At 65.8% G+C, this 24,796-nt stretch carries 20 protein-coding genes; 10 read left to right on the top strand and 10 right to left on the bottom strand.

The genetic code is table 11. The features are described 5' to 3' along the window. Window positions 1–82: 82 nt before the first annotated feature. The 7 genes from JNB89_RS00105 to sctU are packed head-to-tail and all read right to left on the bottom strand — an operon-like array spanning window position 83 to window position 7,453. A complete protein-coding gene (locus JNB89_RS00105; RefSeq protein WP_220360802.1) occupies window positions 83–1,012 on the bottom strand; it encodes a hypothetical protein in 930 nt (309 codons plus the stop codon). Continuing rightward, window positions 1,009–1,272 carry a type III secretion system export apparatus subunit SctS gene (gene sctS / locus JNB89_RS00100; protein WP_220360801.1) on the bottom strand — a complete coding sequence of 88 codons (264 nt, stop codon included), beginning with the start codon at window positions 1,270–1,272 and terminating at the stop codon, window positions 1,009–1,011. Before sctS ends, JNB89_RS00105 begins: the two co-directional genes overlap by 4 nt. Window positions 1,273–1,311: 39 nt before the next feature. After that, the gene (gene sctR, locus JNB89_RS00095) at window positions 1,312–1,962 is read right to left on the bottom strand and encodes a type III secretion system export apparatus subunit SctR (protein ID WP_013341120.1); all 651 of its coding nucleotides are present in this window, start codon (window positions 1,960–1,962) and stop codon (window positions 1,312–1,314) included. Further along, window positions 1,946–3,481: a type III secretion system cytoplasmic ring protein SctQ gene (sctQ, locus tag JNB89_RS00090; RefSeq protein ID WP_220360800.1), complete on the bottom strand. Its 1,536-nt coding sequence runs from the start codon at window positions 3,479–3,481 to the stop codon at window positions 1,946–1,948. Before sctQ ends, sctR begins: the two co-directional genes overlap by 17 nt. Window positions 3,482–3,539: 58 nt before the next feature. Beyond that, window positions 3,540–4,244: a type III secretion system protein SctP gene (sctP, locus tag JNB89_RS00085; RefSeq protein ID WP_220360799.1), complete on the bottom strand. Its 705-nt coding sequence runs from the start codon at window positions 4,242–4,244 to the stop codon at window positions 3,540–3,542. Between the two features lie 28 nt (window positions 4,245–4,272). Then, the gene (gene sctV / locus JNB89_RS00080; RefSeq protein ID WP_220360798.1) at window positions 4,273–6,369 is read right to left on the bottom strand and encodes a type III secretion system export apparatus subunit SctV; all 2,097 of its coding nucleotides are present in this window, start codon (window positions 6,367–6,369) and stop codon (window positions 4,273–4,275) included. Beyond that, window positions 6,353–7,453: a type III secretion system export apparatus subunit SctU gene (sctU, locus tag JNB89_RS00075; RefSeq protein ID WP_220360797.1), complete on the bottom strand. Its 1,101-nt coding sequence runs from the start codon at window positions 7,451–7,453 to the stop codon at window positions 6,353–6,355. The genes sctV and sctU overlap by 17 nt, the downstream gene beginning before the upstream one ends. Window positions 7,454–7,827: 374 nt before the next feature. Between sctU and JNB89_RS00070 the strand changes: the two genes are divergently transcribed. The 9 genes from JNB89_RS00070 (at window position 7,828) to sctC (ending at window position 17,066) form a co-directional block, all read left to right on the top strand. Beyond that, on the top strand, window positions 7,828–8,403 hold the full coding sequence (locus JNB89_RS00070; protein ID WP_220360796.1) for an HrpB1 family type III secretion system apparatus protein: 576 nt from the start codon (window positions 7,828–7,830) through the stop codon (window positions 8,401–8,403). 87 nt (window positions 8,404–8,490) lie between these two features. Beyond that, on the top strand, window positions 8,491–8,880 hold the full coding sequence (locus JNB89_RS00065; protein WP_220360795.1) for a type III secretion protein HrpB2: 390 nt from the start codon (window positions 8,491–8,493) through the stop codon (window positions 8,878–8,880). Window positions 8,881–8,937: 57 nt separating this feature from the next. Next, window positions 8,938–9,744: a type III secretion system inner membrane ring lipoprotein SctJ gene (sctJ, locus tag JNB89_RS00060; RefSeq protein ID WP_220361241.1), complete on the top strand. Its 807-nt coding sequence runs from the start codon at window positions 8,938–8,940 to the stop codon at window positions 9,742–9,744. Further along, window positions 9,711–11,264: a type III secretion protein HrpB4 gene (locus JNB89_RS30945; protein WP_346656175.1), complete on the top strand. Its 1,554-nt coding sequence runs from the start codon at window positions 9,711–9,713 to the stop codon at window positions 11,262–11,264. The genes sctJ and JNB89_RS30945 overlap by 34 nt, the downstream gene beginning before the upstream one ends. Then, on the top strand, window positions 11,249–12,241 hold the full coding sequence (gene sctL, locus JNB89_RS00045) for a type III secretion system stator protein SctL (RefSeq protein WP_220360794.1): 993 nt from the start codon (window positions 11,249–11,251) through the stop codon (window positions 12,239–12,241). Before JNB89_RS30945 ends, sctL begins: the two co-directional genes overlap by 16 nt. Then, entirely contained in the window at window positions 12,238–13,641 is a 1,404-nt protein-coding gene (gene sctN, locus JNB89_RS00040; protein ID WP_220360793.1) for a type III secretion system ATPase SctN, read from the top strand. The genes sctL and sctN overlap by 4 nt, the downstream gene beginning before the upstream one ends. A 4-nt stretch (window positions 13,642–13,645) precedes the next feature. Continuing rightward, window positions 13,646–14,185 carry a type III secretion protein gene (locus JNB89_RS00035; RefSeq protein WP_223216658.1) on the top strand — a complete coding sequence of 180 codons (540 nt, stop codon included), beginning with the start codon at window positions 13,646–13,648 and terminating at the stop codon, window positions 14,183–14,185. A gap of 39 nt (window positions 14,186–14,224) precedes the next feature. Continuing rightward, window positions 14,225–15,040, top strand: a complete 816-nt coding sequence (sctT, locus tag JNB89_RS00030; protein WP_220360792.1) for a type III secretion system export apparatus subunit SctT — start codon at window positions 14,225–14,227, stop codon at window positions 15,038–15,040. A 193-nt stretch (window positions 15,041–15,233) separates the two neighbouring features. Further along, a complete protein-coding gene (gene sctC, locus JNB89_RS00025; RefSeq protein ID WP_220360791.1) occupies window positions 15,234–17,066 on the top strand; it encodes a type III secretion system outer membrane ring subunit SctC in 1,833 nt (610 codons plus the stop codon). A gap of 95 nt (window positions 17,067–17,161) precedes the next feature. Here the strand turns inward: sctC and JNB89_RS00020 are convergent, their stop codons facing one another. After that, window positions 17,162–18,205: a response regulator transcription factor gene (locus tag JNB89_RS00020; RefSeq protein WP_220360790.1), complete on the bottom strand. Its 1,044-nt coding sequence runs from the start codon at window positions 18,203–18,205 to the stop codon at window positions 17,162–17,164. A 630-nt stretch (window positions 18,206–18,835) separates the two neighbouring features. Here JNB89_RS00020 and JNB89_RS00015 point away from each other — a divergent pair. Then, on the top strand, window positions 18,836–19,906 hold the full coding sequence (locus JNB89_RS00015) for an aromatic ring-hydroxylating dioxygenase subunit alpha (RefSeq protein ID WP_135892151.1): 1,071 nt from the start codon (window positions 18,836–18,838) through the stop codon (window positions 19,904–19,906). A gap of 80 nt (window positions 19,907–19,986) precedes the next feature. Here JNB89_RS00015 and JNB89_RS00010 read toward each other — a convergent pair whose 3' ends face one another. Together JNB89_RS00010 and JNB89_RS00005 are read right to left on the bottom strand one after the other, a co-directional pair. Beyond that, complete coding sequence (locus tag JNB89_RS00010; protein WP_220360789.1) at window positions 19,987–23,868, bottom strand: hypothetical protein; 3,882 nt, start codon at window positions 23,866–23,868, stop codon at window positions 19,987–19,989. 96 nt (window positions 23,869–23,964) lie between these two features. Then, window positions 23,965–24,681 carry a DUF3455 domain-containing protein gene (locus JNB89_RS00005; protein WP_220360788.1) on the bottom strand — a complete coding sequence of 239 codons (717 nt, stop codon included), beginning with the start codon at window positions 24,679–24,681 and terminating at the stop codon, window positions 23,965–23,967. Between the last annotated feature and the right edge of the window lie 115 nt (window positions 24,682–24,796).

The raw sequence follows: 24,796 nt of genomic DNA, 5'->3' as shown, positions 1-24,796 counted from the left end.
CGCCAATTACCTTCCGGCACACAATGCGAAGCAGATACCTGCAAAGCGAAACCGCGCGCGCCCGTCAGGGCAGAGGGCTGCGTCAGCCGCGTTGGGCGGCTGTGAGCGCGGCGCCGCGTTGCACGATGCGGACGTTCATCGCGCGCTCGCGCATGGCCGGTGTCGAGGGCCTGCCGTAGCTGAGCAGCAAGAGCGGCATGAGCAGATTGAGCCTGCCCGCGCGGCTGATTTTTTCCGCCGATGTGCCGGCTTGCGGAGCTGCATCGCGCTCGCCCGATGCGTCGATCAGGCGCTGCCGCCATGCGCCCATGCTCGCATCGCCGCTTGTACCGCTGCTTGCATCGCCGCTTATACCGCCGCTTATACCGCCGCTTGCTCCGGTCTGCTGCTGTACGGCGAGCAGATCGATGAAGTGCTCATGCAGCAGCGCATCCAGCCGCGCTTGCGGACGCGCAGCGGCTTCATCGCGCAACGCCAGCAGCGTCTCGCACCACAGGCGCGGCAGCGCCTGCGCCAAATCCCGGTCCGAACAGAGCCCCTGTGCAGAGAGGTATTTTTGCAGCGCGCCCGGCGCGGGCGGCGCGATCACCGCGTGTCCAATACGCGTGCGGATTTGCGCGCGCGGCATGTTCCCGTTACGGTCGGCACCGTCACGACCGTCATGCGGCGATTGGTCATTACCGCGGCCACCACCGCCGCCGTCGCGTTGGATGCGCCCGGAGTCGCCGCTGTCGGCGGCATGCTCGTGTGCATCGTTGCCAGTCACGACGAGCGGCCGCCTCATGCCCGTGCGGCGTGCCGCATTGCGCTTGCGTGCGTTCAGTGCCGCGAGTTTGCGTGCGAGTAGCGAGCCGCGCATCGCCATCTGCTGGGTGCGGGCATAGCCGAAGGTAGCGGTGCCGCGATACAGCACCGCAAAGCGCGCGAGCGTGGCCTGCTGCGAACGCTCGCGAACCGTCTGTGCCTGTGCGCCGAGCGACGCCGCATGGCTGTGACCGCCGACACGCGTCATTGCGGCACCGCCGTATGCATGATCTCGTTGGCAAAGTGCAGCAGTGCCGCCGCGGAAAACGGCGCGGCGATCACGATGGCGATAGTCACCGCAATCAGCTTCACGCCGTGCGACAGCGTCTGGTCCTGCATCGACGTGATCGCCTGCAGGAACGATACGCCGAGCCCGACGAGCGCGGCCACGATCACGATAGGCAGCGAGATGTACATGCACAGCAGCATGCCCTCAGTCGTGAAGCGAACGAGCGTGTCGATATCCATGTGCCGGTTGTCCCGAGTGGTTCGCGCGCGCGGGCCGCGCTAGCGATAGGTCATCACGAGGCCGTGAATCAGCGTCGACCAGCCGTCCATCACGACGAACAGCAGCAGCTTGAACGGAATCGCCACGTTGGTGGGCGTCACCTGGTTCAGACCCATTGCAAGCAGCACATTCGCGATGATCAGGTCGATGACGATAAACGCAATGTAAAGCAGAAAGCCGATCTTGAATGCGTCGGTGAGCTCGGTGAGCGTGAAGGCGGGCGCGAGTACGATCAGGTCGTTCTCATGCAGGCTCGACGCGGCTTCTTTCGGCCACACCACATTTGCCGAGCGGATAAAAAAGCGCTTTTCGCGCTCGTTGGTGTGCTTTTGCAGAAACGTGCGGAACGGTTCGCGCGCCGCGCTGAACACCTGGATCAGCGCCTGGGTCGGCTGGCCGGCTATCGCCTGACCCTGCATGGACTGCATGGCCTGCATGCCGACGGGGGCCATCACATAGATGGAGACGAGGATCGCGACGCCGTTGAGCACCATGTTGGGCGGCACCTGCTGCACGCCGAGCGCGTTGCGCAACAGGCCGAGCACGACGACAATCTTCGCGTACGAGGTGACGACCATCGCAACGAAAGGGACGAGGCTGATCGCGACAATGACGATCAGCAGCCCGGTAATGTCACTGAACTGGACCATCGCCGTGCGCCATGCGCAGTATGCGAATGCCGAGATGATCGCCCACGGTCACGAGTTCGCCATAGCCAATGGTCTGGCCGTGCGTGACCAGCTTGAGCTGCGCTTCGGCAACCGGAGTCGGCAGTTCGAGCACATAGCCGGGACGCAGCGCATAAAGTTGCGAGAGCGGCAACGCGACCGTGTCGACTTCGAACTGCACGGGCAGATCGAGTTCGCCGATTTCGATCGGGCTCGAATGTTGATCTGGCGCGAGCAGGTCGTCCGGACGAACGGGGTCCAGCTCATCGGTCATGATGGGCTCCTTCGTGAGTGAAAGCCTGCGGCCTTCCAGGTTGACTGGCGCATGCACGCGCATCAGGCCGGGCGAGCCCCAGGCCACTGTGGCGTTCGCAGGCTGCGCGAACGGCGCTACGTGACCCGCCGCAGCGGGGGCGGCGCCGGCTTCGTCGGCTTCATCGGCATCAAGGCCACTGCCCGGCAGCAGCGCGCGCAGACTGGCGGGCAGCGAACGCAGCAGCACGTCGCCCGCTTCGAGCGCGCGCAAGGTGTCGACTGGCAAGCGTCGCGAGCCGAGTATCAGACGACCCGGCACCATGCAGTCGGCAAATGCAGGCGCGCTTTGTGTCACTTGCGATGCGGCGTGCGTCGCGAATGCACGAGGCGTATGACGGACCGTACATGCGGCTTGCAGGGCTTCGAGCGCGTCAATCACAGGTGCGGTGAGCAACACGCGCGCGCAATGCCGTGTTCCGTCGAGCGAGAAAGTCACGCTGAACGCAGCACAATTCCGGGGATCAGGCTCATTGAACGCGGGTGGAATGCCCCGCGCAAGTTGCGTGACGTGCATGCCTGCAAGGCCGAGCGCTTCGAGACGCTTGAGCAGTGGTTCGAGCAGCACACCCGCGACCGCGATGCGCAACGCGCGCGCCGTGTCGCCGGGCGTGGCCGGACGCAGACCGTCGGGCAGCGCGGCGATGTGAAGCGCGGGGTACTCAGCCAGATCGAACAGCACGCGAATCGGGCCGGCCGGGTGGGCCAGATCGAGCACGCCCGGTTGTTCGAAGGTGTCGCTGTTGCTGTCGGATGAAGCTTCGAGCGTGGCTTGCCATGCAGCAATGGCGAGCTCACGCCCGAGGCGTCGCGCAGTGCCTGCATCGCAGACGAGCCGCGTGACACGCGCGGCCAGCGGCGCAACGGCGCGAAGCGGCAAAGCGGAGATCGGCGCGTTAGGCGTAGTGGCTGCTGTTGCCGTGTGCGTAGTGGCGGGCGAGACGCGAGGCAATGTGGTTTGCGCGGCTGGGGCGGCGGCTTCATGCTTCGCGCGCGCAACGGTGCGGTGGCCACTGGCAGTGTCGGCTTCGCTCACGCCGCCTGCACGGTCGCCTTCGCGAAGCTCTTGGGCATCGCCAATTTCTTCAACCCGTAGAGCGGCCTGCCCAACGCCATGCGCTGCGTCATGCGTCGCCGCATGTTCGGCGGCAGCCTCCATCCCTCGCAGTTCGGCGGTCGAATAAGCCATGCAGCGTCGGTTCAAGGATGCGGCCAGCATCGGCCGGGATAAACGATGGACGGTGCGCTCACCACACCGTCAGCTCGATGTCGCGCGGCGTGCCCCACGCGTTCAGCAGCGCAGCGAGCTCACGTTCGAGCATCGCACTGTGGTCGAAGAGTAACTGGCGCGTTTCGATACCCCGCGTGTCGAACCGAAGCGACAACCAGAAACGCGAAAGAGAGAGATAAAGCGTGGTGTGCGGAAGGATGCGCTCGTCGAGCGCCATGCGCACTTCCCAGTTGCCCGCCTCGCCAATTGCCGGGTCCGCGCAGAAGGCCGCGACCTCGCGCGCGAGCGAGCGCGCCAGCTCGAGAAAGTGGCCTTGCGTGCGAAACAGGGCGTCGACGGCGGGCATTGTCGCCGCGGGCAGACGCTGCAAGAGCGCGTCGTGTGCGGCGAGCGCCGCTGCCGATGCGCGTGCGCCTTCGTCTGCCGTAGCGACTTCGGTGTCGGCGCTTGAATCGCGCGCTTGTGCGTCGTCGCGTGGTTGTGCGTCGTCGGAGCTGCGCTCATGTGCGGCGCGATTGCTGCCGCCTGCTGTGCCAGCCACGTAGTCGGCTTGCGCCGCGTCTGCGGCTTCGCTGGAGCACACCGGCGGGCGCGGCGAGCGCGTCGTGCGGCGAACCAGCGCTGCGTAATCGAAACGCCGTGCCCGCGTGGTGCGGTCAGCCTGACGCTGGTCGGAATCGGCAGGAATGATGCGCAGCGGCCGCGAGTCGATGAGGGTCATGAGCGTGACAGTGGCGAGGATGAATTGGCTAGATCGTCACGCGGCCAAGCGGCTGCAACTCGACGTGCTCGCCCAGTTCCTGATACGAGTAGACGGCGAGCCAGCCAAGGCGCGCCTCGATCATACGGCGCACGTAACGGCGAATATCCATCGACGTGACGAGCGCGACGCCGTCACGCGGCGTATCGCCGACAAAAGACTGAATGCGGTCGATCAGAAAACCCACTTCGTCCGGCGGCAACGCAAGAAAATTGCCGGTCGGCGTCTGCTTGATCGCCTGACGGATGTGCTGTTCAACCGGCAGATCGAACAGCACCGCGGGCAATTGCCGGCCCGCGCCTGCCGCGCGATGCGCGAGAAAGCGCGCGAGATCGCCGCGCACATATTCGGTCAGCATGAGCATGTCCTTTTCCTTCGCGCCCCAAACCACCAGGCTCTCCAGAATATTGCGGACGTTGCGGATCGGAATCTGCTCTTCGAGCAGGCGCCGCAGAACGTCGGCAATACGCTGCGGCGGCAGGACTTTCTGCACCTCGGCGACAAGGCCCGGATATTCGGCATTCTGCTGATCGAGTATCCATTGCACCTCCTGAATGCCGAGAAAGAGCGATGCGTGCTTGCGCAGCATGGCTACCGACGCATGCGCAATCACCTGTTCCGCGCGCCACGCCGATTGTTTGGGCGGCAGGCTCTTTTCGTCGAGCCACCACGTGGGTCCCGGGCCGCCGTCGAGTCCCCGGCGTTTTTCCGCGCGCGGGTCGCCGCGCGCGGCGAGCGTTTCTGCGTCGGCGCGAGCCGCGTCGTGCGAGCCGGTGAGCGCCGGGTCGGGCAGCATCACCTTGCCAGGCGGCAGTTCGATCGCGCAGTACGGCACGTCGTGCATCAGCAGCTCGCAGCTCGACGCGGGGAGTGCGTCGCTCGTCCACATGGTGATGCCGGGAAACGGCAAGCCGAGATATTCCTGCAGACGTGCGCGCTCCGTTTCGAACGAGCGGTCGAGCGCGCTGGTCGACAGACGCGCGACCAGGTCGGGCGAAATACGCACGCCGAGCGGACAGGTGAATTGCGGCGCACGCGTGAGAATGGCCGGTGTCTCGGCCTTGGAGCCGGCGCGCTGCATTGCGTTGACGGCTTCGCCGGCATGCGTGGTCGCCGCGGGTTTGCTCTTGCCGAGGCGGTAGCCGCAGAACGCGAGGATCGCCGCGAGCAGCAGGAACAGTGCGCTCGGAAAGCCCGGCACGGCGGCGAAGCCGAGCAGCAGCAAGCTCGCGAAGTAAAGTGCGCGGGCGCTTGCGGACAACTGCCGGCCAATCTCGTCGCCAAGCGAGAGGGGGCGCGCGTCGCGCTCGTCGGAAACGCGCGTGATCATGACGCCCGCCGCGACCGAGAGCAGCAGCGACGGAATCTGCGAAACCATCGCGTCGCCGACCGAGAGAATCGAGAAGCGGTTTGCCGCTTCGCCCGCCGACATCTCGTGATACGCGACGCCCACTGCAATGCCCGCAATAATGTTGATCAGCGTGATGATGAGCCCGGCCACCGCATCGCCCTTGACGAACTTCATTGCGCCGTCCATGCCGCCGTGCAACTGGCTTTCGACGGCGAGCGTCGCGCGCTTGCGGCGCGCCTCTTCGGGCGTGAGCAGATTGGCGCGCAGATCGGCGTCGATACTCATTTGCTTGCCGGGCAACGCGTCGAGCGTGAAGCGCGCGCCGACTTCAGCCACGCGTTCCGAGCCTTTCGCGATCACAATGAACTGCACGGTCGTGATAATCACGAACACGACCATGCCGACCACGAGGTTGCCGCCCACCACCAGTTCGCCGAAACTCTCGATGATATTGCCCGCATCCGCGTGCAGCAGAATGGATTTGGTCGACGCGATGTTAAGCGACAGCCGGTACAGCGTGGTGAACAGCAGCAGCGAGGGAAAGACCGAAAGCGACACCACGTTCGGCACATACATGGTCACCATCAACAGCGTCACGCTTATCGTGATGTTGATGGCAAGCAGAATGTCGATCAGAAATGGCGGCAGCGGCAGGATCATCAACGAGATGATGGCGACCACCAGCAACGCAATGCCGATCTCACCGCCGGCGGGCAGCTTAAGTGTCTTGAACATCGCGGCTCCCGACGTTGTGGTCCTCGCGGCCCTCGATCCGCCGCGCGCCGATTGCGTCGACCCAGCGCAGGATCGCGGCGACGGTTTCGAACAGTTCCTGCGGAATCGGCTCGTCGATTCCAACCTTGTAAAGCGCCCGCGCAACCGGCGGATTGCCGATAATCGGCACATTGGCGTCGCGCGCAAAGCGCCGCAATTGCGCGGCGCTTTCGTCCATGCCGCGCGCGATCACGAGCGGCAGCGGATGTTCGGCTGGTGCATACCGGACGGCTACCGCATAGTGCGTCGGGTTGACGATCAGCGCGTTCGCAAAGCCCACGCGCTGCGCGGGCGCGGCGGAGGTGGCGAACTCGCGCGCGAGTTTCTTGCGTTCGGCTTTGATTTTCGGGTCGCCGTCCATCTGCTTGCGTTCGCGCTTTACTTCGTCTTTCGACATCTTCAGCTTGCGCAGAAACAGCACGCGTTGCAGCTTCACGTCGACGACCCCTATCACGATGAATACCGTCACGGCGACGGCACACAGTTTGACAAGCAGCGACCAGAACAACCTGGAGAGTTCGGGCAGCGGCTGATACAGCGAACCGACGATCAACGGCAGGATCCACTTGATCGTGAACCACATCACCGCGCCGATAATGGCGGCTTTGACGATCATCTTCACGAGGTCGATTACCGTGCGCCACGAAAAAATCCGCTTGACGCCGTCCACGGGGCTGACGTGCTTGAGATCGGGCACGACCGGCTTGGTCGCGATCTGAAAACCTACCTGCGGCATCAAGGCGGCCACTGCTGCGAGCGCCGCCGCACCGACGCATGGGACGATCACGATCAGCGCCTCTTTGCCGAGATCGAACAGCTTGCCGAACATGAGCGGCTGATCGTGACTGCCCGACACGAATTCAAGCGCAATATTCACAATGGAGCGCAGCGCCCCGCCAAAGTGCGCTGCCGCAAACGCGAGCACGCCGAGCACCGCGGCCATCGTCGCGGCGTCGACCAGATCGGCGCTTTTCGACGTTTCGCCGTCCTTGCGCGTGTCGCGCAGCCGCTTGTCGGTGGGCTGCTCGGTTTTCTCTTCGCTCATGACCTTTCCGCTCGTCACCAAATGCGCGCGGCCCGGCGCGTGTGATGCCGATACGCGACGCCCATGCCTTCGTAGCCCGACGGTAGCGGGCCGCTCGGCGCAGGGCGCAGCGAATGCGAAGCCTGCGTGTGGGAAGCGAAGCGAGCGGGGTGGGCAGGGGCTGTGTCAGCTCGAGCGACGAAGAGCGCGCACGCGCGGTATCGTCGGTCCCGCCGTGCTCGCACTTCGCATACATCGCGCTCGCTTCGTATCGCGCATGTGGCTGAGCGAGCCGGACGGTATCCTGGTGCATCGCTGCGCGCCGCGTGCCGATGCCTCGATCGGCGTCGCGCCGCAGTGCTTCGTCGACCAGGCCATCAGCAGGAGTTCTCGCCATGAGTACCACCACGCCGGATTACCTCAACTGCAGTCAGGCCATTGTGGGCGGTCTGATCGACACGCTGTCCTGCGCGCTGCTCAACAACTTTCCGACGCTCGAAGCAGATCCCTACGACATCGAACTGACACTCGACGCGCTGCGTCTATTGCGCCCGCGCATGGCCGAGCTCGACACGATGGAAGCCGTGCTGTACATGCAGCGCGGCCATTGGGACGACGCGATCCGCGTGTTCTCGCGCGTGATCGAGGGCGCGCCGCATTTCTCGTATGCGAAGGCGCTGCTCGCGTTCTGTCTTTCCGTGAAAGGGGATGCGGGCTGGCGCCAGTGGGCGAGCGCGGCGCTTGCGCAAAATCCCGATCGCGACACGCGGCAACTCATGCGGGCGCTGGAGGCACGCGACGATCTGCGCGAGGCGATTCGCGTCTATCGCAACGGCGGCACTTTCGAAGTGCCGCTGTCGATCACCGCGCTCAACGACGAGTTGCCGCAGGAGCCGCCTGTCGTCACGACGCCGCCTCCGCCGGCCAGTCACCACGAGGCGCTCGCGCAGCAGGGATATCTGCGGATTTAAACCGGCGCATGTGAATCGGCACGCTTGAATCAGCGCGTTGGAATCTGGGCGACGCCGCCCGAACCCATCCACGGCAAGAGGCTCACCATGGCACTTTCTGTCACCAACCAGCAGATTGTGGCCGCGCTGCAGGCGGCCGCGCCGGCCGCGGGCGGCGACGCGTCGCTGCAACAGGCCGGAGACCGCTTCAAGGCGATGATGCAGAACCCGCGCATGGCGCCGCCCAATCGCGGGGACGACATGAGCAACAACATAATCGCGCAGATGGCGGCGTCGCAGGATGCGGAGATCCAGAAGTCGGTGAACGACGTGGTCGCGCTGTCCAGTCAGGCGAACAGCATGTCGGTGCAGGAGATGACCGCTGCCGCGATGAAGGCGACGCTCGAACTCGCGAGCACGCAGCTCGACATGGAGGCCAAGATGGGCGTGGTCAACTCGTCGAAGTCGTCGGTCGAAACCCTGATGAAGAATCAATAGGCCATGCTCAATACAACGCAAGCGCTGCGTGCCGCAGCCGGCCCGCGCGCCCATGCGATGCGCGCGGCTCTGCTCGGACTCGCAATGGCCGGCTGCATGCTCGTCTCGGGCTGCCAGAAGGAGCTGTACCGCAACCTCACCGAACAGGACGCGAACGAGATGGTGGTGGCGCTGCTGGAGCAGGGCGTCGATGCGTCGAAGAGCACGGTCGACAATGGCAAGAGCTGGACGCTCGAAGTTGACGACAAGCAACTGGTTCGCGCGATGCAGGTGCTGCGCGAACGCGGCCTGCCGCACAGCCGTTACGACGATCTGGGCAGCCTCTTCAAGAAGGACGGCCTGGTGTCGACGCCGACCGAGGAACGTGTGCGGTTCATTTACGGTTTGTCGCAGGAGCTGTCCGCGACGCTTTCGAAGATCGACGGCGTGATCGTCGCGCGCGTGCAGATCGTGCTGCCGAACAACGATCCGCTTGCGCAGCAGATGAAGCCGTCGTCGGCGTCGGTGTTCATCAAGTACCGGCCGGATTCCGACGCGAACGCGCTAGTGCCGCAAATCAAGACGCTCGTGATGCACAGCGTGGAGGGCTTGACCTACGACGCGGTGAGCGTAACAGCCGTGGCCGCCGATCCCGTGGATCTGCCGAGAGTTGCGCCGATGCAGACGTCGCCGCTGCCCGCGCTTGTTGCCGCCACACTGGTGTTTCTGGTCGGCGCCGCAAGCCTCTTCTTGTGGCTGCGGCGCGGCATGCCCGCGCAACGCACGGCCGCTTCGCTGTATTCGCGGATTCATGCTCGGGTACATGCGCGGGTCCATGCGCTCGTCGGCAAATGGCGACGGGCGAAACCTTCGTCGGCTGCGTGATGGCGGCGTCCACCGTGTTCCTGGCCGCGGTTGCGGCGTCGGGTGCCTCGGCGTTTCCCGCAACGTCACCTGCGCCTGGTTCGGGGTCTGCCTCGGCGCTTGCCTCGGGGGCTGCTGGGCCTGGCTCGGCGTGTTTGGCAGCGCTTCCTTTAGCGCCTTCCTCAACGCTGGCCGCAGCTCCTTCTTCAACCGCGCCCGCCGTTGCGCCTTCCTCTACGTCCGCCCCTGCGTTTCGCTCTGCGCCTCCCGCTGCGTTTCCGTTTTCGCGCACGGCTGCCGCGCTTGCCGCGTGGCAGCGCAATGCGAGCGAGGCCGCGCGCTGGGCGCATCCGTCGTGGTGGGCGTCGGCGCTCGATGTGTCGCCCGCTACGGCGTCTGCCGCCTTCGACGCGCTGCGCGATGCGCTTGCAAGCACACGCGCCGCAGCGTTGGCCGTCTGTTCGCGGGCGCTGTTGCGCGCCGCGGATGTGGCGCTGCCGGGATTCGACAGCCTGCGCGCGCCGAACCCTGCCGTGCTCGATGCGTTGCCGGTCGAGGTCGGTCTGCGTGTGCTGCGCATGCGCGCGTTGCTGTTGCGCCGCGCCGAGGTGCGGCGGTTGATCGACAAGCAGAGCCGCCGTCGTCTCGCGCATTGGGTCGGGGTGCCGCTCGAACGGCTGGCGTTCGCGCCTGGGCAGGGCGCGGCTCATGCGGCGCTGGTCAACGAGTGGGCTCAAGCCGCGCCCGGCAACGAGTTGGCCCGTTTGCTCGCCGATATGCCCGCTGATCTGCCCACTAAGGTGTCCGCCAAGGCGCCCCGTCAAGTACCGGCGAATGCGCCAGATGTGGGGCGCCTCGTCGCGCGAGGCGATTTGCCTCCGCTCGACGAGATCGACGACGAGCGGCTTGCCTATGAAGGCTATGCGTTGCTCGCGAGAGATATGCAGGAGGCGGCATGGTCGCAGAAGCTGGCCGCGGCAGAGCGGCAAGGCGCGCGCAACAGATCCAGTGACGATCCGCGCGAAGGGCTGCATGAACGACTGCGCGAAGGATTTCGCGAAGGACCGCACGAACGTCCTCATGAAGGACTGCGCGAAGGTGTTCATGAAGGACTGCGCGAAGGTCTTCGCGATGGACCGCATGAAGGACCGTATGAAGGACCGCATCAAGGACCGCATGAACGTCCGCATGAACGTCCGCATGAACGCCCGCATGAACGCCCGCATGAACGCCCGCATGAACGCCCGCATGAACGCCCGCATGAAGGGCCGCCCCAAGGCCCAAATGAAGGTCGGCATGGAGGACTGCACGAAGAACCGCAGGAAGCGCACCACCACAAGCACGCTTACGATGCGAGCCACCCGCACCATTACCCCACACCCGCGGCGCGCCCGTGTCCGTTGCTGCGCCTCGCACTGCCGCGCGATCTGCCGCCGCCGTGGCCGAGCGCAAGCGCACGCGAACTCGACGCGGGCGGCACCGCGCTTCTTTTCGCGCAACTTCCCGAACTGCTTCCGGAGTGGGCATGGCTATTTGGCTGAGATCGGACCGGCTGCTGCCCGCCGTCGGCGAGGGCATCAGCGACGTCCTCTGCGACGGCGAGCCGCCTGGCGAAACGTCCGGCGAACCGCGAGGCAAACCGAGCGGCAAACCGAGTGGCAAACCGAGTGGCAAACTGCCAGGCAAACCGAACGGCCTTGGCCAGGTGGGCGCGCATGCCGACGTGGTGCCGCGTGCCGCCTTCGGCGCGTTGTTGGAACTCGACGCTGCGTACGCACAACTAGCCGCCGATCGCGACGCCACGCTTGCCGCCGCCCACGATGAAGCGGCGGCGATTGTCGCCGCGGCCCACGCTGAGGCCCATGCGATCCGCGAGGCCGCGCAGCACGAATACGAGCAGGCGGCCACGCGCGGCTATCGCGACGGCGAACAGCGCGCACTCGCCGACTGGATGGCGCGTCTTGCTGACGCGGGCGCGAAACAACGCAGGGCGCAACTGAAAATGCGCGAGCGCATTGCAAGCATCGTAACGGTGGCCGTCGAGCAGATCGTTCAGGTGCAGCAGGCCGACCAATTGTTCGAGCGGGCGCTTTCGACGGTGGACCGCATCGTCGAGGGCGCGACCTGGCTGCGCGTCGCCGTGAGTCCGGTCGATTACGACAAGGCGTGCATTGCATTCGATCGGCTCTCGACTCGCTGGCGCGATCTCGGCCGGCCGTTCCCGCTCTCGGTTGTCGCGGACAAGCGGCTCGCGCCGGGCAGTTGCCTGTGCGAGTCCGACTTCGGTGCAATCGACGCGAGCCTCTCCACGCAAATGCGAGCGATGCGGCTCGCGGTGTCGCGCGCGCTCAAGCAGTCAGCGAGCGAAATGGGCGATAGCGGCGAAGCTGGCGAGGTGGGTGAAGCGGACGAGGCGGACGAAGCCATGCAACCGCTCGCACGTAATCCGCAAACGTTGGACCGCCACGCCGCCGAACTCGCGGATGCAGGCGCCTCGAACAACGAGGGCTGGCAATGAGTTCGCCGCGCGCGGCCACCATGCCCCGCATCCGCGAAATGAGCGAGCCGGATGACGCGCTGCTTCCGCTCTTCGATGCACAGCGCCTTGCCGATGCGATTGAACACGAGATTCTGTCGACGCCGAGCATCGCGCGAACCGGCAAGGTGCTCGAAGTCATCGGCACGCTCGTTAAGGTGGCCGGGCTCGACGTGACGCTCGGCGAATTGTGCGAATTGCGCGCGGCGAACGGCGCGTTGCTTCAGCACGCGGAAGTGATCGGCTTTACCCGCGACGTCGCGTTGCTCTCGCCGTTCTCGCGGCTCGCGGACATTTCGCGCTCCACGCGCGTCGTGGGGCTTGGCCGTTCGCTGACTGTGCCGGTCGGCGACACGTTGCTCGGCCGCGTGATCGACAGCCTCGGCGAGCCGATTGACGGACTCGGGCCGCTCGGGGCGACCGAACAACGCCCGGTGTTTGCGAATCCGCCTTCGCCGATGAGCCGGCGCATGATCGACACGCCGCTTGCCACCGGCGTGCGCGTGGTCGACGGCATGATGACGCTCGCCGAAGGGCAGCGCATGGGAATTTTCGCGCCGGCAGGCGTCGGCAAAAGCACCTTGCTCGGCATGTTCGCGCGCGGCGCGCAATGCGACGTGGCCGTGATCGCGCTGATCGGCGAGCGCGGCCGCGAGGTGCGCGAGTTCGTCGAACTGATCCTCGGGCCCGAGAGCATGGCGCGCTCCGTTGTGGTGTGTGCAACCTCGGACCGCTCGTCGATCGAGCGCGCGAAGGCGGCCTATGTGGCCACCGCGATTGCCGAGCACTTTCGCGACCGCGGGCAGCGCGTGCTGCTGATGATGGACTCGCTCACGCGCTTTGCGCGCGCGCAGCGCGAGATCGGCCTTGCCGCCGGCGAGCCGCCCGCGCGGCGCGGCTTTCCGCCGTCGATTTTCGCGGAGCTGCCGCGCCTGCTGGAGCGGGCCGGCATGGGCGAGCACGGCTCGATCACCGCGCTCTACACCGTGCTTGCTGAAGACGAATCGGGCAACGATCCGATTGCCGAGGAAGTGCGCGGGATTGTCGACGGGCACATGATCCTGTCGCGCGAAATTGCCGCCAAAAACCAGTATCCGGCCATCGACGTGCTTGCGAGCCTCTCGCGTGTGATGCCGCAGGTCATGACGCCCGAGTACGTGCGCGCGGCGGCCCGCTTGCGCGAACTGCTCGCGAAGCATCGCGAGGTCGAGCTGCTGCTGCAGATAGGCGAATATCAGCCGGGCGGCAATCCGCTTGCGGACGAGGCGATCCGCAAGATCGACGCGATGCGCGCATTCTTCAATCAGGCGACCCACGAAATGGCGGCGCCGCAGGACACCGAGGCGCGGTTATTTGAACTGGCGCAAGCGGCGACCGGCTGAACCCATGACCACGACGCAAAGCCCCGAGACGACACGTCGGCGCATGGCCGCGCTGCAGTTGACCATTGGCCGCCGCGAACGGCTGGAGCGCCGTCTGCAATCAGGCGTGGTTGCCGCGCGCGAAGCGCACGCCGCGGCGCTTTCGCAGCGCGACGCGCAACTCGCGCGCACGGATGCGGAGCGGGCCCAGTTGCACGGTTTTCACACCCGTATCTCAAAGATGATGACGGCCGGCACCGCGTTTCAGTTGGCCGAACTGAATGCGACGATGCGCTATGCGGAAGTTGTCGCCGTGCGGGTCTCGCAGATGGAAAACGAACTCGCGGCGCTGGAGGCAGCCTTGCGCGGCAAGGCTGATCAACTCGCCGCTGCGACTCACGCGCTTGCGCAAAACCGCGGACGCATCGATCTATGTAGCAAGCGCATGGCCGGCCTGCGCGCGGCCCTCGAGCGCGAGGCAGCCGACGCCGGCGACGAGGAAGCGGAAGAAGCGGCGCTCGCACGTTTGCGCTTCTCTGCTCGGGCGCAGCGCCCAGCGGCATGACAGGGCGGCAACGTTTTGTGATTTGATTAGTCTTCCATAATGTACGACACCATCAGCACGCTGCCGCAGTTCGGCGCCACATTGATCCGCTCGCTGACCGTGCTCGGCGTGTGTTCCGTGCGGCTTTTCGTGGTGCTTTACCTGTTTCCGCCCACCGCAGACGGTATCCTGCAAGGCGTGGTGCGCAACGGCGTAGTGTTGCTGTTCAGCTCGTTCATCGCTTATGGCCAGCCGGTTTCGCTGTACACGTCGCTGAGCGGCACCGCGCTGGTCGTAATCGGCCTGCGCGAGGCGGCCATTGGGCTGTTGCTTGGATTCGCGGCATCCACGGTATTCTGGGTGGCCGAAGGCGCGGGCATCTATGTCGACGATCTGGCCGGCTACAACAACGTGCAGATCACCAATCCACTGCGCGAGGAACAATCCACGCCGACCGGCACGCTGCTCGCACAGGTGGCAAGCGTCGCGTTCTGGACCTTCGGCGGCATGACCTTCCTGCTCGGCGCGCTCTACGAGTCGTACCACTGGTGGCCGCTTACGTCGGCCACGCCGGTGCCCGCGAACGTGCTGGAGAGCTTCGTGCTCCAACAGACGGACTCGCTGATGCAGACCACCGCCAAGCTCGCTGCGCCAATGATGCTGATGTTGCTGCTGGTCGATTTTGCATTCGGCTTTGCGGCGAAGTCCGCGCAAAAGCTCGAACTGATGACGCTCAGTCAGCCCGTGAAGGGCGCGCTCACGGTGATGATGCTCGCGCTTTTCGTCGGCATTTTTGTCGATCAGGTGCGTGACCAGCTGGTGCTCACCGGGCTCGGCGAGCAGTTGCGCGCCATTGCCGGCGCAGTGCGCAAATAGACACGGCGCGCAGGCCGCGCCAATACAGGCCGTGCCCATGCAGGCCGCGCCAATTCTCAACACTCCTCAAATGCGCGCGAACCGTCAGATTTGTTGAGGATGTGCTTCACACGCTTCGATACATTGGGCATCGCCGGCTCGCGTTGCATGACGCGCGGCCCATTCCTTGACCATCGTGGACATCGTGCAACCCATGAACAACAAACGGCTCTTGCTTGCTGCCCGGCTGGCAGCGTCTCTTGCCTTCGCATTGCCCACTCTGCTCGCGTCGCCCGCCGAAGCCGCGGCCATTCACTGGCGCAGCTCGGTGGTTCACGTCAGCGCCGAAGGGCAGGACGTGAAGGACGTGCTGCGCGATTTCACCGCTGGACAAGGTGTGCCCACAACCATTTCGGGCGACGTGCACGGCAGCGTGAGCGGCCGCTTCGACATGCCGCCGCAGCGCTTTCTCGACACGCTGGCGTCGAGCTTCGGCTTCGTGTGGTTTTACGACGGCAGCGTGCTGTCCATCAGCGACGTCAACACCGTCACGCGGCGCGTGATCAAGCTCGATCATGCGAGTGCCGCCGACCTGCGCTCGGCGCTCACGCAACTGCGCATCGAGAATGCGCGCTTTCCGATCACCTACGACGAGACCCAGGGAACCGCGCTCGTCAGCGGGCCGCAAGCGTATGTGCAGCTCGTGTCCGAGGTCGCGCGCCGTCTCGATGACAACGCCGCGCAGCGTTCGGGCTCGATGATCCGCGTGTTCCAGCTGCATCACGCGTGGGCGGCGGATCACAACGTCGAGATAGACGGCAAGACGGTGACGGTGTCGGGCGTCGCAAACGTGCTGTCGGCCATGTACCATCCGCGCGATCAGCGCGGCCGTAACGGCGCCGACAGCTACGAGCAGGCCGCCAACCGCGCCGCGCGCGAACCGACAATGCGCCGCCTGCAGCCGATGCGCGACGTGACCGGCAGCACCGACGGCGGCGGTTATCAGAGCGGCGTGAATCCGCCGCTGCCGGCCGGCATTGCCGCGAACGGCGGCGTGGCGCCCGGCATCGGCGGATTGCTCAACGGCATGGCGGCGGGCGGTGGACCGGGCATGCAGTCGATCGGCTCCTCCAGTAGCGGCGACGGCGACAGCGCTGCCGATACGTCGGTGAGCGGCAGCCAGACACTGCCGGTGATCGAAGCCGATCCGCGCACCAACTCCGTGTTGATTCGCGACGTGCCGCAACGCCTCGCGCAATACCAGAGCCTGATTGACAAACTCGACGTGCGGCCGCGCCTGATCGAGATCGAAGCGCATATCATCGAAATCGACGACAACGCGCTCAAGCAGATTGGCGTGGACTGGCGCGCGCACAACAGCCACATCGACATCCAGACGGGCAACGGCACCACGCAGCAGAACGGCTATAACGGCAACATCGATCCGATTTTCGGCACGCAGACGCTTGCGGACGGCACGACCGTCATCAACACGACGCCGGTCGGCGGCTCGCTCACAGCCGTGCTCGGCAACGCGGGCCGCTATCTGCTCGCGCGCGTGAACGCGCTGCAACAGAGCAATCTCGCGAAGATCGACGCGAGCCCGAAAGTCGCCACGCTCAACAACGTGGAGGCCGTGATGGACCAGAAAACGCGCTTTTTCGTGCGCGTGTCGGGCTACACGTCGGCGGATCTGTACAGCGTGTCGACCGGCGTGTCGCTGCGCGTGCTGCCGCTCGTGGTCGAAGAGAACGGCAGAACGGACATCAAGCTGAACGTTCATATCGAGGACGGCGCAATTACATCGCAGCAGGTGGACAACATTCCGGTGATCACGACGAGCACGATCAATACCGAATCGTTCGTGGGCCAGGGCGAGAGCCTGCTGATTGCGGGCTATCGTGTCGATACGTCGACGAACGGCGAAACCGGCGTGCCGGGTCTGTCGAAGATTCCGCTGATCGGCGCGCTGTTCCGCTATCGCGACGATCAGCGCAGCCATATGGAGCGGCTCTTTCTGCTGTCGCCGCGCATTATCGAGTTCTGAGCGCGCGAGTGCCGGCGGGCGGTTCATCGGTCCATAGCGGTTGGGGAAGCGGCGCGCAACGGTGTTTAGGCGCGCCGCACGGGTCTCACGAGTTCTTAGCCATTGCCGCGCGTGCGCGCGGCGAGGGCGGCCGCGCTCAGCAGCGCATACGGCGTATTCGGCACGCCGCCCGCGGAGGCGGCGAAGGCCGCTTGCGACTCGCCCCAGGACGGCGCATTGCGCGCCACGGCGCTATCAGCGGGATGCACTTCGGCACGCGGCGGCGAGACCGGCACAGAGGCGCGCGGCATGGGCCCGATGCAGGGCACGGCCGCCGCTGCCCGCGCCTCGCCGCGCAGCGGGGCGAACGCGGTGCTTTCCATGCTTTCCACGCTTGCCGGGCTATCCAGGCTTTCCATCGTCTGCATGCTCTGTGTGCCCCGGGTGCTTTCGTCGAGCGCGGCATCCGCTGTGTCCACCATCTCTATGCGGTAGCCATGCGCATACAACGTACGCAGATGCACGCCCCAAGGGCCGTTCAGTTCGAGTTTCTTGCGCAGTTTGTAGATGTGCTGTTCGAGTGTGCGGCCAATGATGTCCTCGGAACGGCTCCATACCGCGCCGGCAATCTGGCGTCGGCTCACATATTCGCCGCGGCGCGAGAACAGCAGCCACGCAATCGCGAATTCGCGCGGCGTGAGCCGCACCGCGTGGCTGTCCACGTGGACCGTGCAGGTGCGGCGATCGAGCCGGTATACTCCGCATTCGAGCATGTCGCTGGAATCCGCGCTTTGTAGTTGCGCACGCAACAGTGCGAGATGAACCCGCAGCATCACCTCGCGGGCGTCGACCGGCGAGAGCACTACGTCGTCCGCACCCGCGTCGAACAGACGCCCGATGGCTTCGCGATCGTGACCCGCGCCGATCACGATCAACGGCGCGCGACGGTCCGCGTAACAGGCGCGCCGCGCGAGCACGGGGCGCAGCGGATTGAGCCCAGTGTCGGCGTCGATCAGGATCGCGCTGTATTCGTCGCGGTAGATTGCGCGCGCGAAGGCCACGTCATCGGCGAACCGGTGGCAGACGGCGCCGTCGGCTTCGAAACAACGGCAGATCAACCCGAACAGTGTTGCGCTTCTGGTCATCACTGCAAGTTTCATTTTTCCTCCGTGCGATGCCGGGCGCCCGCGAGAGTGCGAACGTAGGGCGAACGTTATTCGTGGAACCGGTGGGTCGATGCGTCTGCGCGTGGATGCGAATACGCATTTCGAATGACTCGACAGTAGAGGGCGCGGCCCATCAAGGATGTAACGTTTTGTTTCGTCATCGGGATTCAATCGGCTGATTGAAAAATGGAACACGAATTTGACATTTTTCTTCCACCTGTTTTTCGTAGGTCGCCGTGTGCATTAGACGTTTTTTGCACAGCGTCGAAAAAATAATGCAGGTATGAGAGGCGCCTAACCTTACAGATGCGAAGCGGCGCGAACCGCCGGAATCCCAATATTTTCGGCATTCTCTCCGCCAACCTTACAGTAAAGTAATGATAATGTAATGTTGCCGTGTGCTTCTGCGAAGAACGGCTCGCGGACTTCGCACGCATCTGTCGGCAAATTTCCATCCGCATGCTCGCCCTATTAGGAATTCGCATTTATTTCCGATTCCCGCGAATGCAATTGCAAGAATGCTGCTATTTACCGCTATGAGGATTGTTGAGCGTGCTTATTTGTGTATTGCCTAATATGGGCACGCCGCCGCGCTGAATCGCCGTGTTCGATGGGAGTCTCGCCGTGCCTTATCTGCTCAATGCCTGGTATGTCGCCGCGCTGTCCAGCGAGGTTACGGCGCATGCGCCGCTCGGCCGCACTTTGCTTGATGAACCGGTGGTGCTTTACCGTACTGCCGGTGGCGAGGCCGTCGCGCTCGCAGACCGCTGTCCGCATCGCTTTGCGCCGCTGTCGAGCGGCCGCATTGTCGACGGTACGCTGGAATGTCCGTACCACGGCCTGCGTTTCGGCGCGCACGGGCATTGCGTGTTCAACCCGCACGGCGACGGGCGCGTGCCGGCGCGCGCGCAGGCGCGTCGCTATCCGGTGCACGAGCGTTATGGGGCGGTCTGGTTCTGGCCGGGCGATCCACAGCGCGCGCTCAGCACGCCGCTGCCCGCATTCGACTATCTCGATCCACGCGATCACTTCACGAGCGAGCGCTATTTGCACACGCGTGCGAATTACCAGTTGAGCGCCGACAATCTTCTCGATCTCAGCCATTTCCAGTATCTGCATCCCGACACGCTCGGCAGCGAGCAGATGGCGAGCGGCGTGGTACGCGCGACGGTTGCGGGCGACACCGTGTCGGTGCATCGCGAGATGAAGGGCGAATTGTTGCGGCCGATGCTCACGCAAAGCTTCGAGCTGCTGTACGGCGAGCGCGCCGACCGCGAACTCGACGTGCAGTGGATGCCGCCGGGGCTACTCACTATCGCCGTGCGGGTTTGCGAAAGCGGCTGGCCGGAGACCACGCGCGAAGCGGTCTCGGCGCACTGGCTCACGCCGGAAACCGCCGCGAGTTCGCATTACTTTTTTGCGTTCGGTTTGCCGCGCGCTATCGGCGCGCATGGAGCGGAGCTTGTGAACCGCACCGCGCAGAGTCTGCTCGCGCCGTTTCGCGACGAAGACATTCCCATGCTGGAAGCGCAACAACGTATGATCGGCGAGCGCGATTTCTGGTCGCTGCGCCCGGCCATGTTGCCTATCGACGCGGGCGCGTTGCACGCCCGCCGGATCATGGAGCGGCTGATCGCGGACGAAGCACGGCAGGGCGGCCGCGAGGGCGTCTCTTCCGTGCAGCAGGCGTCGTAGTCGCGGGCAGCCGGAGGGCGGCAGCGGCACGCGGGACGCCGCCGTTGCTCGCGGCTCAGGCAACCAACCGCTGCCCGCATTCAAACGCCGCCGCCAGGCCCCGCTGATGAGGCCGCGCTGCCTACAGCGCCTGCGCCTGCCAGCTTCTGAGCCTCGTTCATCTCCGAAGCAAGGCTGCCCGTAGCCGCGCTGCCGCCTGCCGTCCCAGTCGATTCAAGCTCCGGCTCCGACAGCGGCGTCCAGAACGTCAGGCTCCTGCCAATCCGGCTTTGTTCGTGCGAAGCGCGCACGCCATACTTCCAGCCTTGTGAGCTGCTGCGCGAAACCTCGCGTAGACCGAAGAGACCGAGAGGTCGCCAGGCGGACGGATCCTCGAATGTGCGCTGCATCTTGCGCTCGAGCACCCGCAGCCTGGCCTCGATCAGCGCGCGTTCGGCGCGAGTCGGCGCAGGCGGCGACGCATCGTCGAGACGCGCCCTCAACTGATTCGAGAGCGTTAGATACTGATTCAGGCGCGGCACGTATTCGTCCGCGATAACCCAGCGTTCGCCGAACGAAAACTCGCCCGACGATTCGAGCTGCGTCTGCTCGATCACCTGTTGCAGACGTTGCGCGCCGATGCCCTGCACCCACGCGGGGTTCGCGCGAACCGAGCGGGCCCAGTCGTCGGCATTGCGGAACATGCGGTCCTGCATCGTGTATTCCGCGACGAACCCGCGGTTATCGCGCATGGCGAACACGAATGAAGAGCGCCCAAACGGCGTCGCTTCGACCGCCGCGCCCGCGAGCGTCTTCGCGCCCGGACTCACCGATCCGATTTCGCCCGCACCGTCGCCAAGCATGAGCGCGCGCGGCGCGAACTGCGTGCCCGCGCTGGCGCTCAGCGTGCCCTGCACAGCGGTCGCGCCGATCGTGCTGGCGAGCGCGCCGCTCTCGTTGAGATCGGCGGCGGAGTAGAGCGTCACCCCCGAGCTCACGCCCGCATATGCGCCGACACGCTCGGGCGAATTCGCGCCCGGCACGTTCGCGCGCGCGACGCCGCCCACGGTAAGCGGCGTGGCCGTCACCGTGGTCGCGTTATTGTTCTGCGACGACAGCGAAATCCGTTCGTTATCCGCAATGCCCGCGGCCAGAATCTGCATGAACTCGTCGGGCGTTTGCGCCTGCTCGGCTGCGTCCCAGTACGCGTTGACCATCTGCTGGCTGTCCTTGTGCCAGAGCTCGGCTTCGAGCTCGGCGGTGGCCGGCGTGGGCGCGAGCCGCCGCGCCCGCAGTACGACCGACTCCTCGCGCGCCAGATAACCGCCCACGCTCGACGCGGCCCACGCGCCCGCCATGCCCGCGACGCCGGCCACGTCCAGCGTCGCGCCGACGAAGCCCTGTGCGCCCAGCGTGCCGTTCACGCGACTGCGGGTGCCGAACATCATCTGTCCGCCTTCGTACGCGGTGCCGATCGAATACATCGAATCGCGCCCGCCCAGCACCGTGACGATCGGTCCCGCCGACACCAGCAGCCGTGCAGGCAGGTTGCCCCACGCGCTCGCGTCGATACCGAGCGCATTGCCGTCATACGACGTAAAACCCGTGCCCGGAATGTTCTGCGCCATCAACGCGAGATGCTGTTCGCGCAGGTTGTGCGTCGTGATACGTTGCAGCGGCGCAATGCCGGGGTTGCCCAGCAGATCGTGCGCTGCCTGCAGATTGCGCTGCGCGGGCTGTGCGCGGACAGGGTGGTCGGCGGCCATCCCGCTTGCGTTGAAGCAGCGCTCCAGCGCGGCCAGCGTGAAGCCGCCGCTTGTCACGTCGTCTACGAAGCGGCGGCGGCGCTGCGGATCGTCGAACATGCGCAACGCGCGCTCGACGTTGCGTTGCGTGCGCTGATCGCCTTCTGAGCGCAAACCGGCGACGCGGGCGCGCGCGGCGTCCCACATGCGGCGGGCCTCGCGCCGCTCGGGCGCGAACGATTCGGGCCGGCGTTTTTGCAGCTCGCGCGGTTTTGCGTGCGCCGGGACATCAGGGCGCGCATCGGTCCAGGCCTGCAGGCGCTGCGCATTCAGTGCGTGCGTCAGCATACGGCCCGGTGTCGCGGCGCACGGCAACTGCTCGTTGCTGTAGTCGAGCAGCGCTTCGCGCGCGGCGATCAGCGCGCTGTCATATTGCCCGCGCGTGGTGTCGAAGAACGGCCTGTCGGCGCCAAGCAGACTCGACGTGTCGATCGGCGTGCGGTTCCTGCCGAACGCGCGCGGCACGTCGTGCACCGCGAGTCGGACGCGCGCCCGCGCCTGCGCGAAGCGCTGGGCCGGCGGGGCGCCGTCGATCGGTCCCAGCGCGCGGTCCTTCCGAGCTTGCCGCTCGGCGCCGCGCGCGACCCACGTGGTCCCGCCGTCGAACAGCAATTGCGCCGCGCGCTCCAGATCCGAACCTGGGCCGCTTTCGTCGAACCCCATCTGCCATAACCGGTAAGCGGTGCTCGCTTCGATTTCGCAGTCGCCGGTGTCGTGAACGCTCGCGGCGTCGGGCGGCAGACGGCGGGCCGCGTCGAGCGCGAGCAGCGCATGGCGGGCATATGGGTCGTCGATGAACATGCGGTAGGTGGCGTCGTCGTTCAGATCGGCGGGTGTGGCGCCGAGATCGGCGTCCATCGAACGCAGCTTGTGGGCGGCCTGCAGATAGACCACGAGCCGTGCGGCCATGCCGTTGCCGCGCTCCGCGTGCCGCGCGCTGTCACCATATTGCAGGCGCAGCAAGCCTTCGAGCGCGGCGCAACGTGCGTGCGCGAGGTTTTGCGCGCAGCGCCAGGCGCGCTGTTCCAGATCGGCGGGCGCCGCCTGCGATGGGTGTTGGGCTCGCGCGGCGCGTATGCTGGTTGTGTTGCTGGTGTTGCTGGTGTTGCTGGTGTTGCTGGTGTTGCTGGTGTTGCTGGTGTTGCTGGTGTTGGTGGTGTTTCTGGCGTTGTTGGTGTTGTTGGTGCTGCTGGTGCCGCTGGTGCCGCTCGTGCCGCTAATGCCGCTAATGCCGCTAGTCTCGGCGGTGCCGGCAGTGTCGCGAGCGCTACTTGTGTCGCCAATAGCGCTTACGCCGCTCAAGCCGCTGATGTCGAGCGGCTGCTGCAAGCGGTGCAGAATTCGCGCGGCCAATGTCGGGTCGCCACCGCTTGCCTCGGCGAGCGCGTCGGCGACGGGCACCACGCACTCCTGCGGCAGGCGCTCGACGGTTACGGGCAACGACGGATCAGCTTGGGCGGGCCGCGGCCTGCGCAGCGTGAGACCGTCGAGCAGGCTGTCGATGGCGGCCTGCCGTGCATCCGCGACTTCTCGGCTTGCATTTGCAGGCACCGGAAACAGCCGGTTCACCGCGATCACCGGCTGCATGAAGTGCTCATCGAGCGTGTCGGCCCATTCGCGGGCGGCGGCGTTTGCCTCGCGGTTGCGCAGGCGGCGCAGCGTGTCGCGAATCGCGCGGGGATTCATGAACTTGGGCACCGGCAGCGCCCCGCGCGTTGCATCGCCCGCGGCGAGGAAGGCGGTCGTGCGTGCTATGGAGGCGTCGGCGAGCTTTGCACCGTGGGCGCCTATCGCTATTTCCGGCACGTTCGTCACGTGTTCGTTTTCCATCGACGTCGGATGCTCCCCGGCTTGCGCTGCTGCCGGCTGCGGCGGTCTGCGTTGCGGCGGGCGCGGAAAGCGTGCATCGCCGGCAGGGTTGGCGACGCTGCCGGCCGCGCTCAGCGTCGATTCGAGTACGGTGACCGTGGTGTTCGACGCGCGGAACATCCGCGTGACGGGGTTGTGCCGTACGCGATCCGACAGACGCGCAAGACCGCTGAGCGGCGTTTCTGAATCGGCGCTTGGGTCCGGCTGGGGTTGTGGCGCCTCGTCCGGCTGTTGTGGATGAGCGGTGGGTGCAGCGGCGCTCTCGCGTCCCGGCAGGAGCGACGCGAGCGCGGTCAGACGAAAGTTCATCGGGTCCTCCGAAGCGTGCAGCGGCGTTGCGCACGGCCGGCAGCCAGTCGCCGGCGAACTGGCGTGCGCTGTTAAAGCGCGCGCAGCGCCGCGACTCTATTGCGTAGCGGAAGCGGCATCCAGCGGCGGCTCGGGCGCGGGCACGACCGCGCCCGGGTCGCTCGCGCGATAGAACAGATAGGTCGCGGAATACGGCACGAAGAGCGATACGCCTTCCTGAGTGCAAAGCGGGTTCGGCGGAAGGCCGCCCGAGGTGAGCACGCGCTGCACCGACGTGGTCCGCGCGAAGCGTCCGTCGCCCATGCGCTCGCCGGCATTGAAGCGCGCGGTCACGCGTTGCCACGGCAGCGCGCCGGGCGTGACGGTTTCGTCGGCCGTGACGCGTCCGATCACATAGCTGCCGTCATACGCGCTGAACATGCGATTGGGCATGACGGTGCCGACGCTCTTGCGCGCCTGGTCGACGAGCGTAGCTTCGGCGCCTGCCGAGGTCCATTGCAGCGTGGCGTCGCTTCGGCGGCAGTTCCACACCTCGTCGCCGACTGCGCTCAGCACGTCTTGCAGGACTTCCTGCGAATCGGCCCGCAGCGACAGCGGCAAGGTTTCATTGGCGGGTGGTACGAGTTTCTGCTGTTGCGCGATTTTCAGTTGCGCGCCGCCTGGCGCGGGATCGGCGCAGGCGGCCATGAGGCTCGCCAGCGCAAGCGCAAGGGCCGCGCGCACCGCGACATTGGCAACGTTGGTCGCAGCGGGAGCAGGGCGCACGAGCGGGGCGGCGACGGGACTCGGATCGGCAAGGGCATGTTTCGGCACGGCGGTCTCGACACGATGCAATGGCGCCAGTAGACCCGAAGCACAACGGGCACGCCTATGCGCTGCGAAGTGCTGGATGGATTTGCGCAGAACCGGTTCGATGCGGGGGGGAGGG

Source organism: Paraburkholderia phenoliruptrix, assembly GCF_019511605.1.
Taxonomy (GTDB): Bacteria; Pseudomonadota; Gammaproteobacteria; order Burkholderiales; family Burkholderiaceae; genus Paraburkholderia; species Paraburkholderia phenoliruptrix_A.
This window is presented reverse-complemented; position numbering and strand designations above follow the sequence as displayed.

Excerpts from the sequence above, each read along its gene's own strand:
- sctN (WP_220360793.1), top strand. The coding sequence starts at position 12,238 with ATGAGTTCGCCGCGCGCGGCCACCATGCCCCGCATCCGCGAAATGAGC.
- JNB89_RS00070 (WP_220360796.1), top strand. The coding sequence starts at position 7,828 with ATGAGTACCACCACGCCGGATTACCTCAACTGCAGTCAGGCCATTGTG.
- sctQ (WP_220360800.1), bottom strand. The coding sequence starts at position 3,481 with ATGGCTTATTCGACCGCCGAACTGCGAGGGATGGAGGCTGCCGCCGAA.
- sctC (WP_220360791.1), top strand. The coding sequence starts at position 15,234 with ATGAACAACAAACGGCTCTTGCTTGCTGCCCGGCTGGCAGCGTCTCTT.
- sctT (WP_220360792.1), top strand. The coding sequence starts at position 14,225 with ATGTACGACACCATCAGCACGCTGCCGCAGTTCGGCGCCACATTGATC.
- JNB89_RS30945 (WP_346656175.1), top strand. The coding sequence starts at position 9,711 with ATGGCGACGGGCGAAACCTTCGTCGGCTGCGTGATGGCGGCGTCCACC.
- sctR (WP_013341120.1), bottom strand. The coding sequence starts at position 1,962 with ATGGTCCAGTTCAGTGACATTACCGGGCTGCTGATCGTCATTGTCGCG.
- JNB89_RS00065 (WP_220360795.1), top strand. The coding sequence starts at position 8,491 with ATGGCACTTTCTGTCACCAACCAGCAGATTGTGGCCGCGCTGCAGGCG.
- sctU (WP_220360797.1), bottom strand. The coding sequence starts at position 7,453 with ATGAGCGAAGAGAAAACCGAGCAGCCCACCGACAAGCGGCTGCGCGAC.
- sctS (WP_220360801.1), bottom strand. The coding sequence starts at position 1,272 with ATGGATATCGACACGCTCGTTCGCTTCACGACTGAGGGCATGCTGCTG.
- sctL (WP_220360794.1), top strand. The coding sequence starts at position 11,249 with ATGGCTATTTGGCTGAGATCGGACCGGCTGCTGCCCGCCGTCGGCGAG.
- sctV (WP_220360798.1), bottom strand. The coding sequence starts at position 6,369 with ATGTTCAAGACACTTAAGCTGCCCGCCGGCGGTGAGATCGGCATTGCG.
- JNB89_RS00020 (WP_220360790.1), bottom strand. The coding sequence starts at position 18,205 with ATGAAACTTGCAGTGATGACCAGAAGCGCAACACTGTTCGGGTTGATC.
- JNB89_RS00105 (WP_220360802.1), bottom strand. The coding sequence starts at position 1,012 with ATGACGCGTGTCGGCGGTCACAGCCATGCGGCGTCGCTCGGCGCACAG.
- sctP (WP_220360799.1), bottom strand. The coding sequence starts at position 4,244 with ATGACCCTCATCGACTCGCGGCCGCTGCGCATCATTCCTGCCGATTCC.
- JNB89_RS00035 (WP_223216658.1), top strand. The coding sequence starts at position 13,646 with ATGACCACGACGCAAAGCCCCGAGACGACACGTCGGCGCATGGCCGCG.
- JNB89_RS00010 (WP_220360789.1), bottom strand. The coding sequence starts at position 23,868 with ATGAACTTTCGTCTGACCGCGCTCGCGTCGCTCCTGCCGGGACGCGAG.
- sctJ (WP_220361241.1), top strand. The coding sequence starts at position 8,938 with ATGCGCGCGGCTCTGCTCGGACTCGCAATGGCCGGCTGCATGCTCGTC.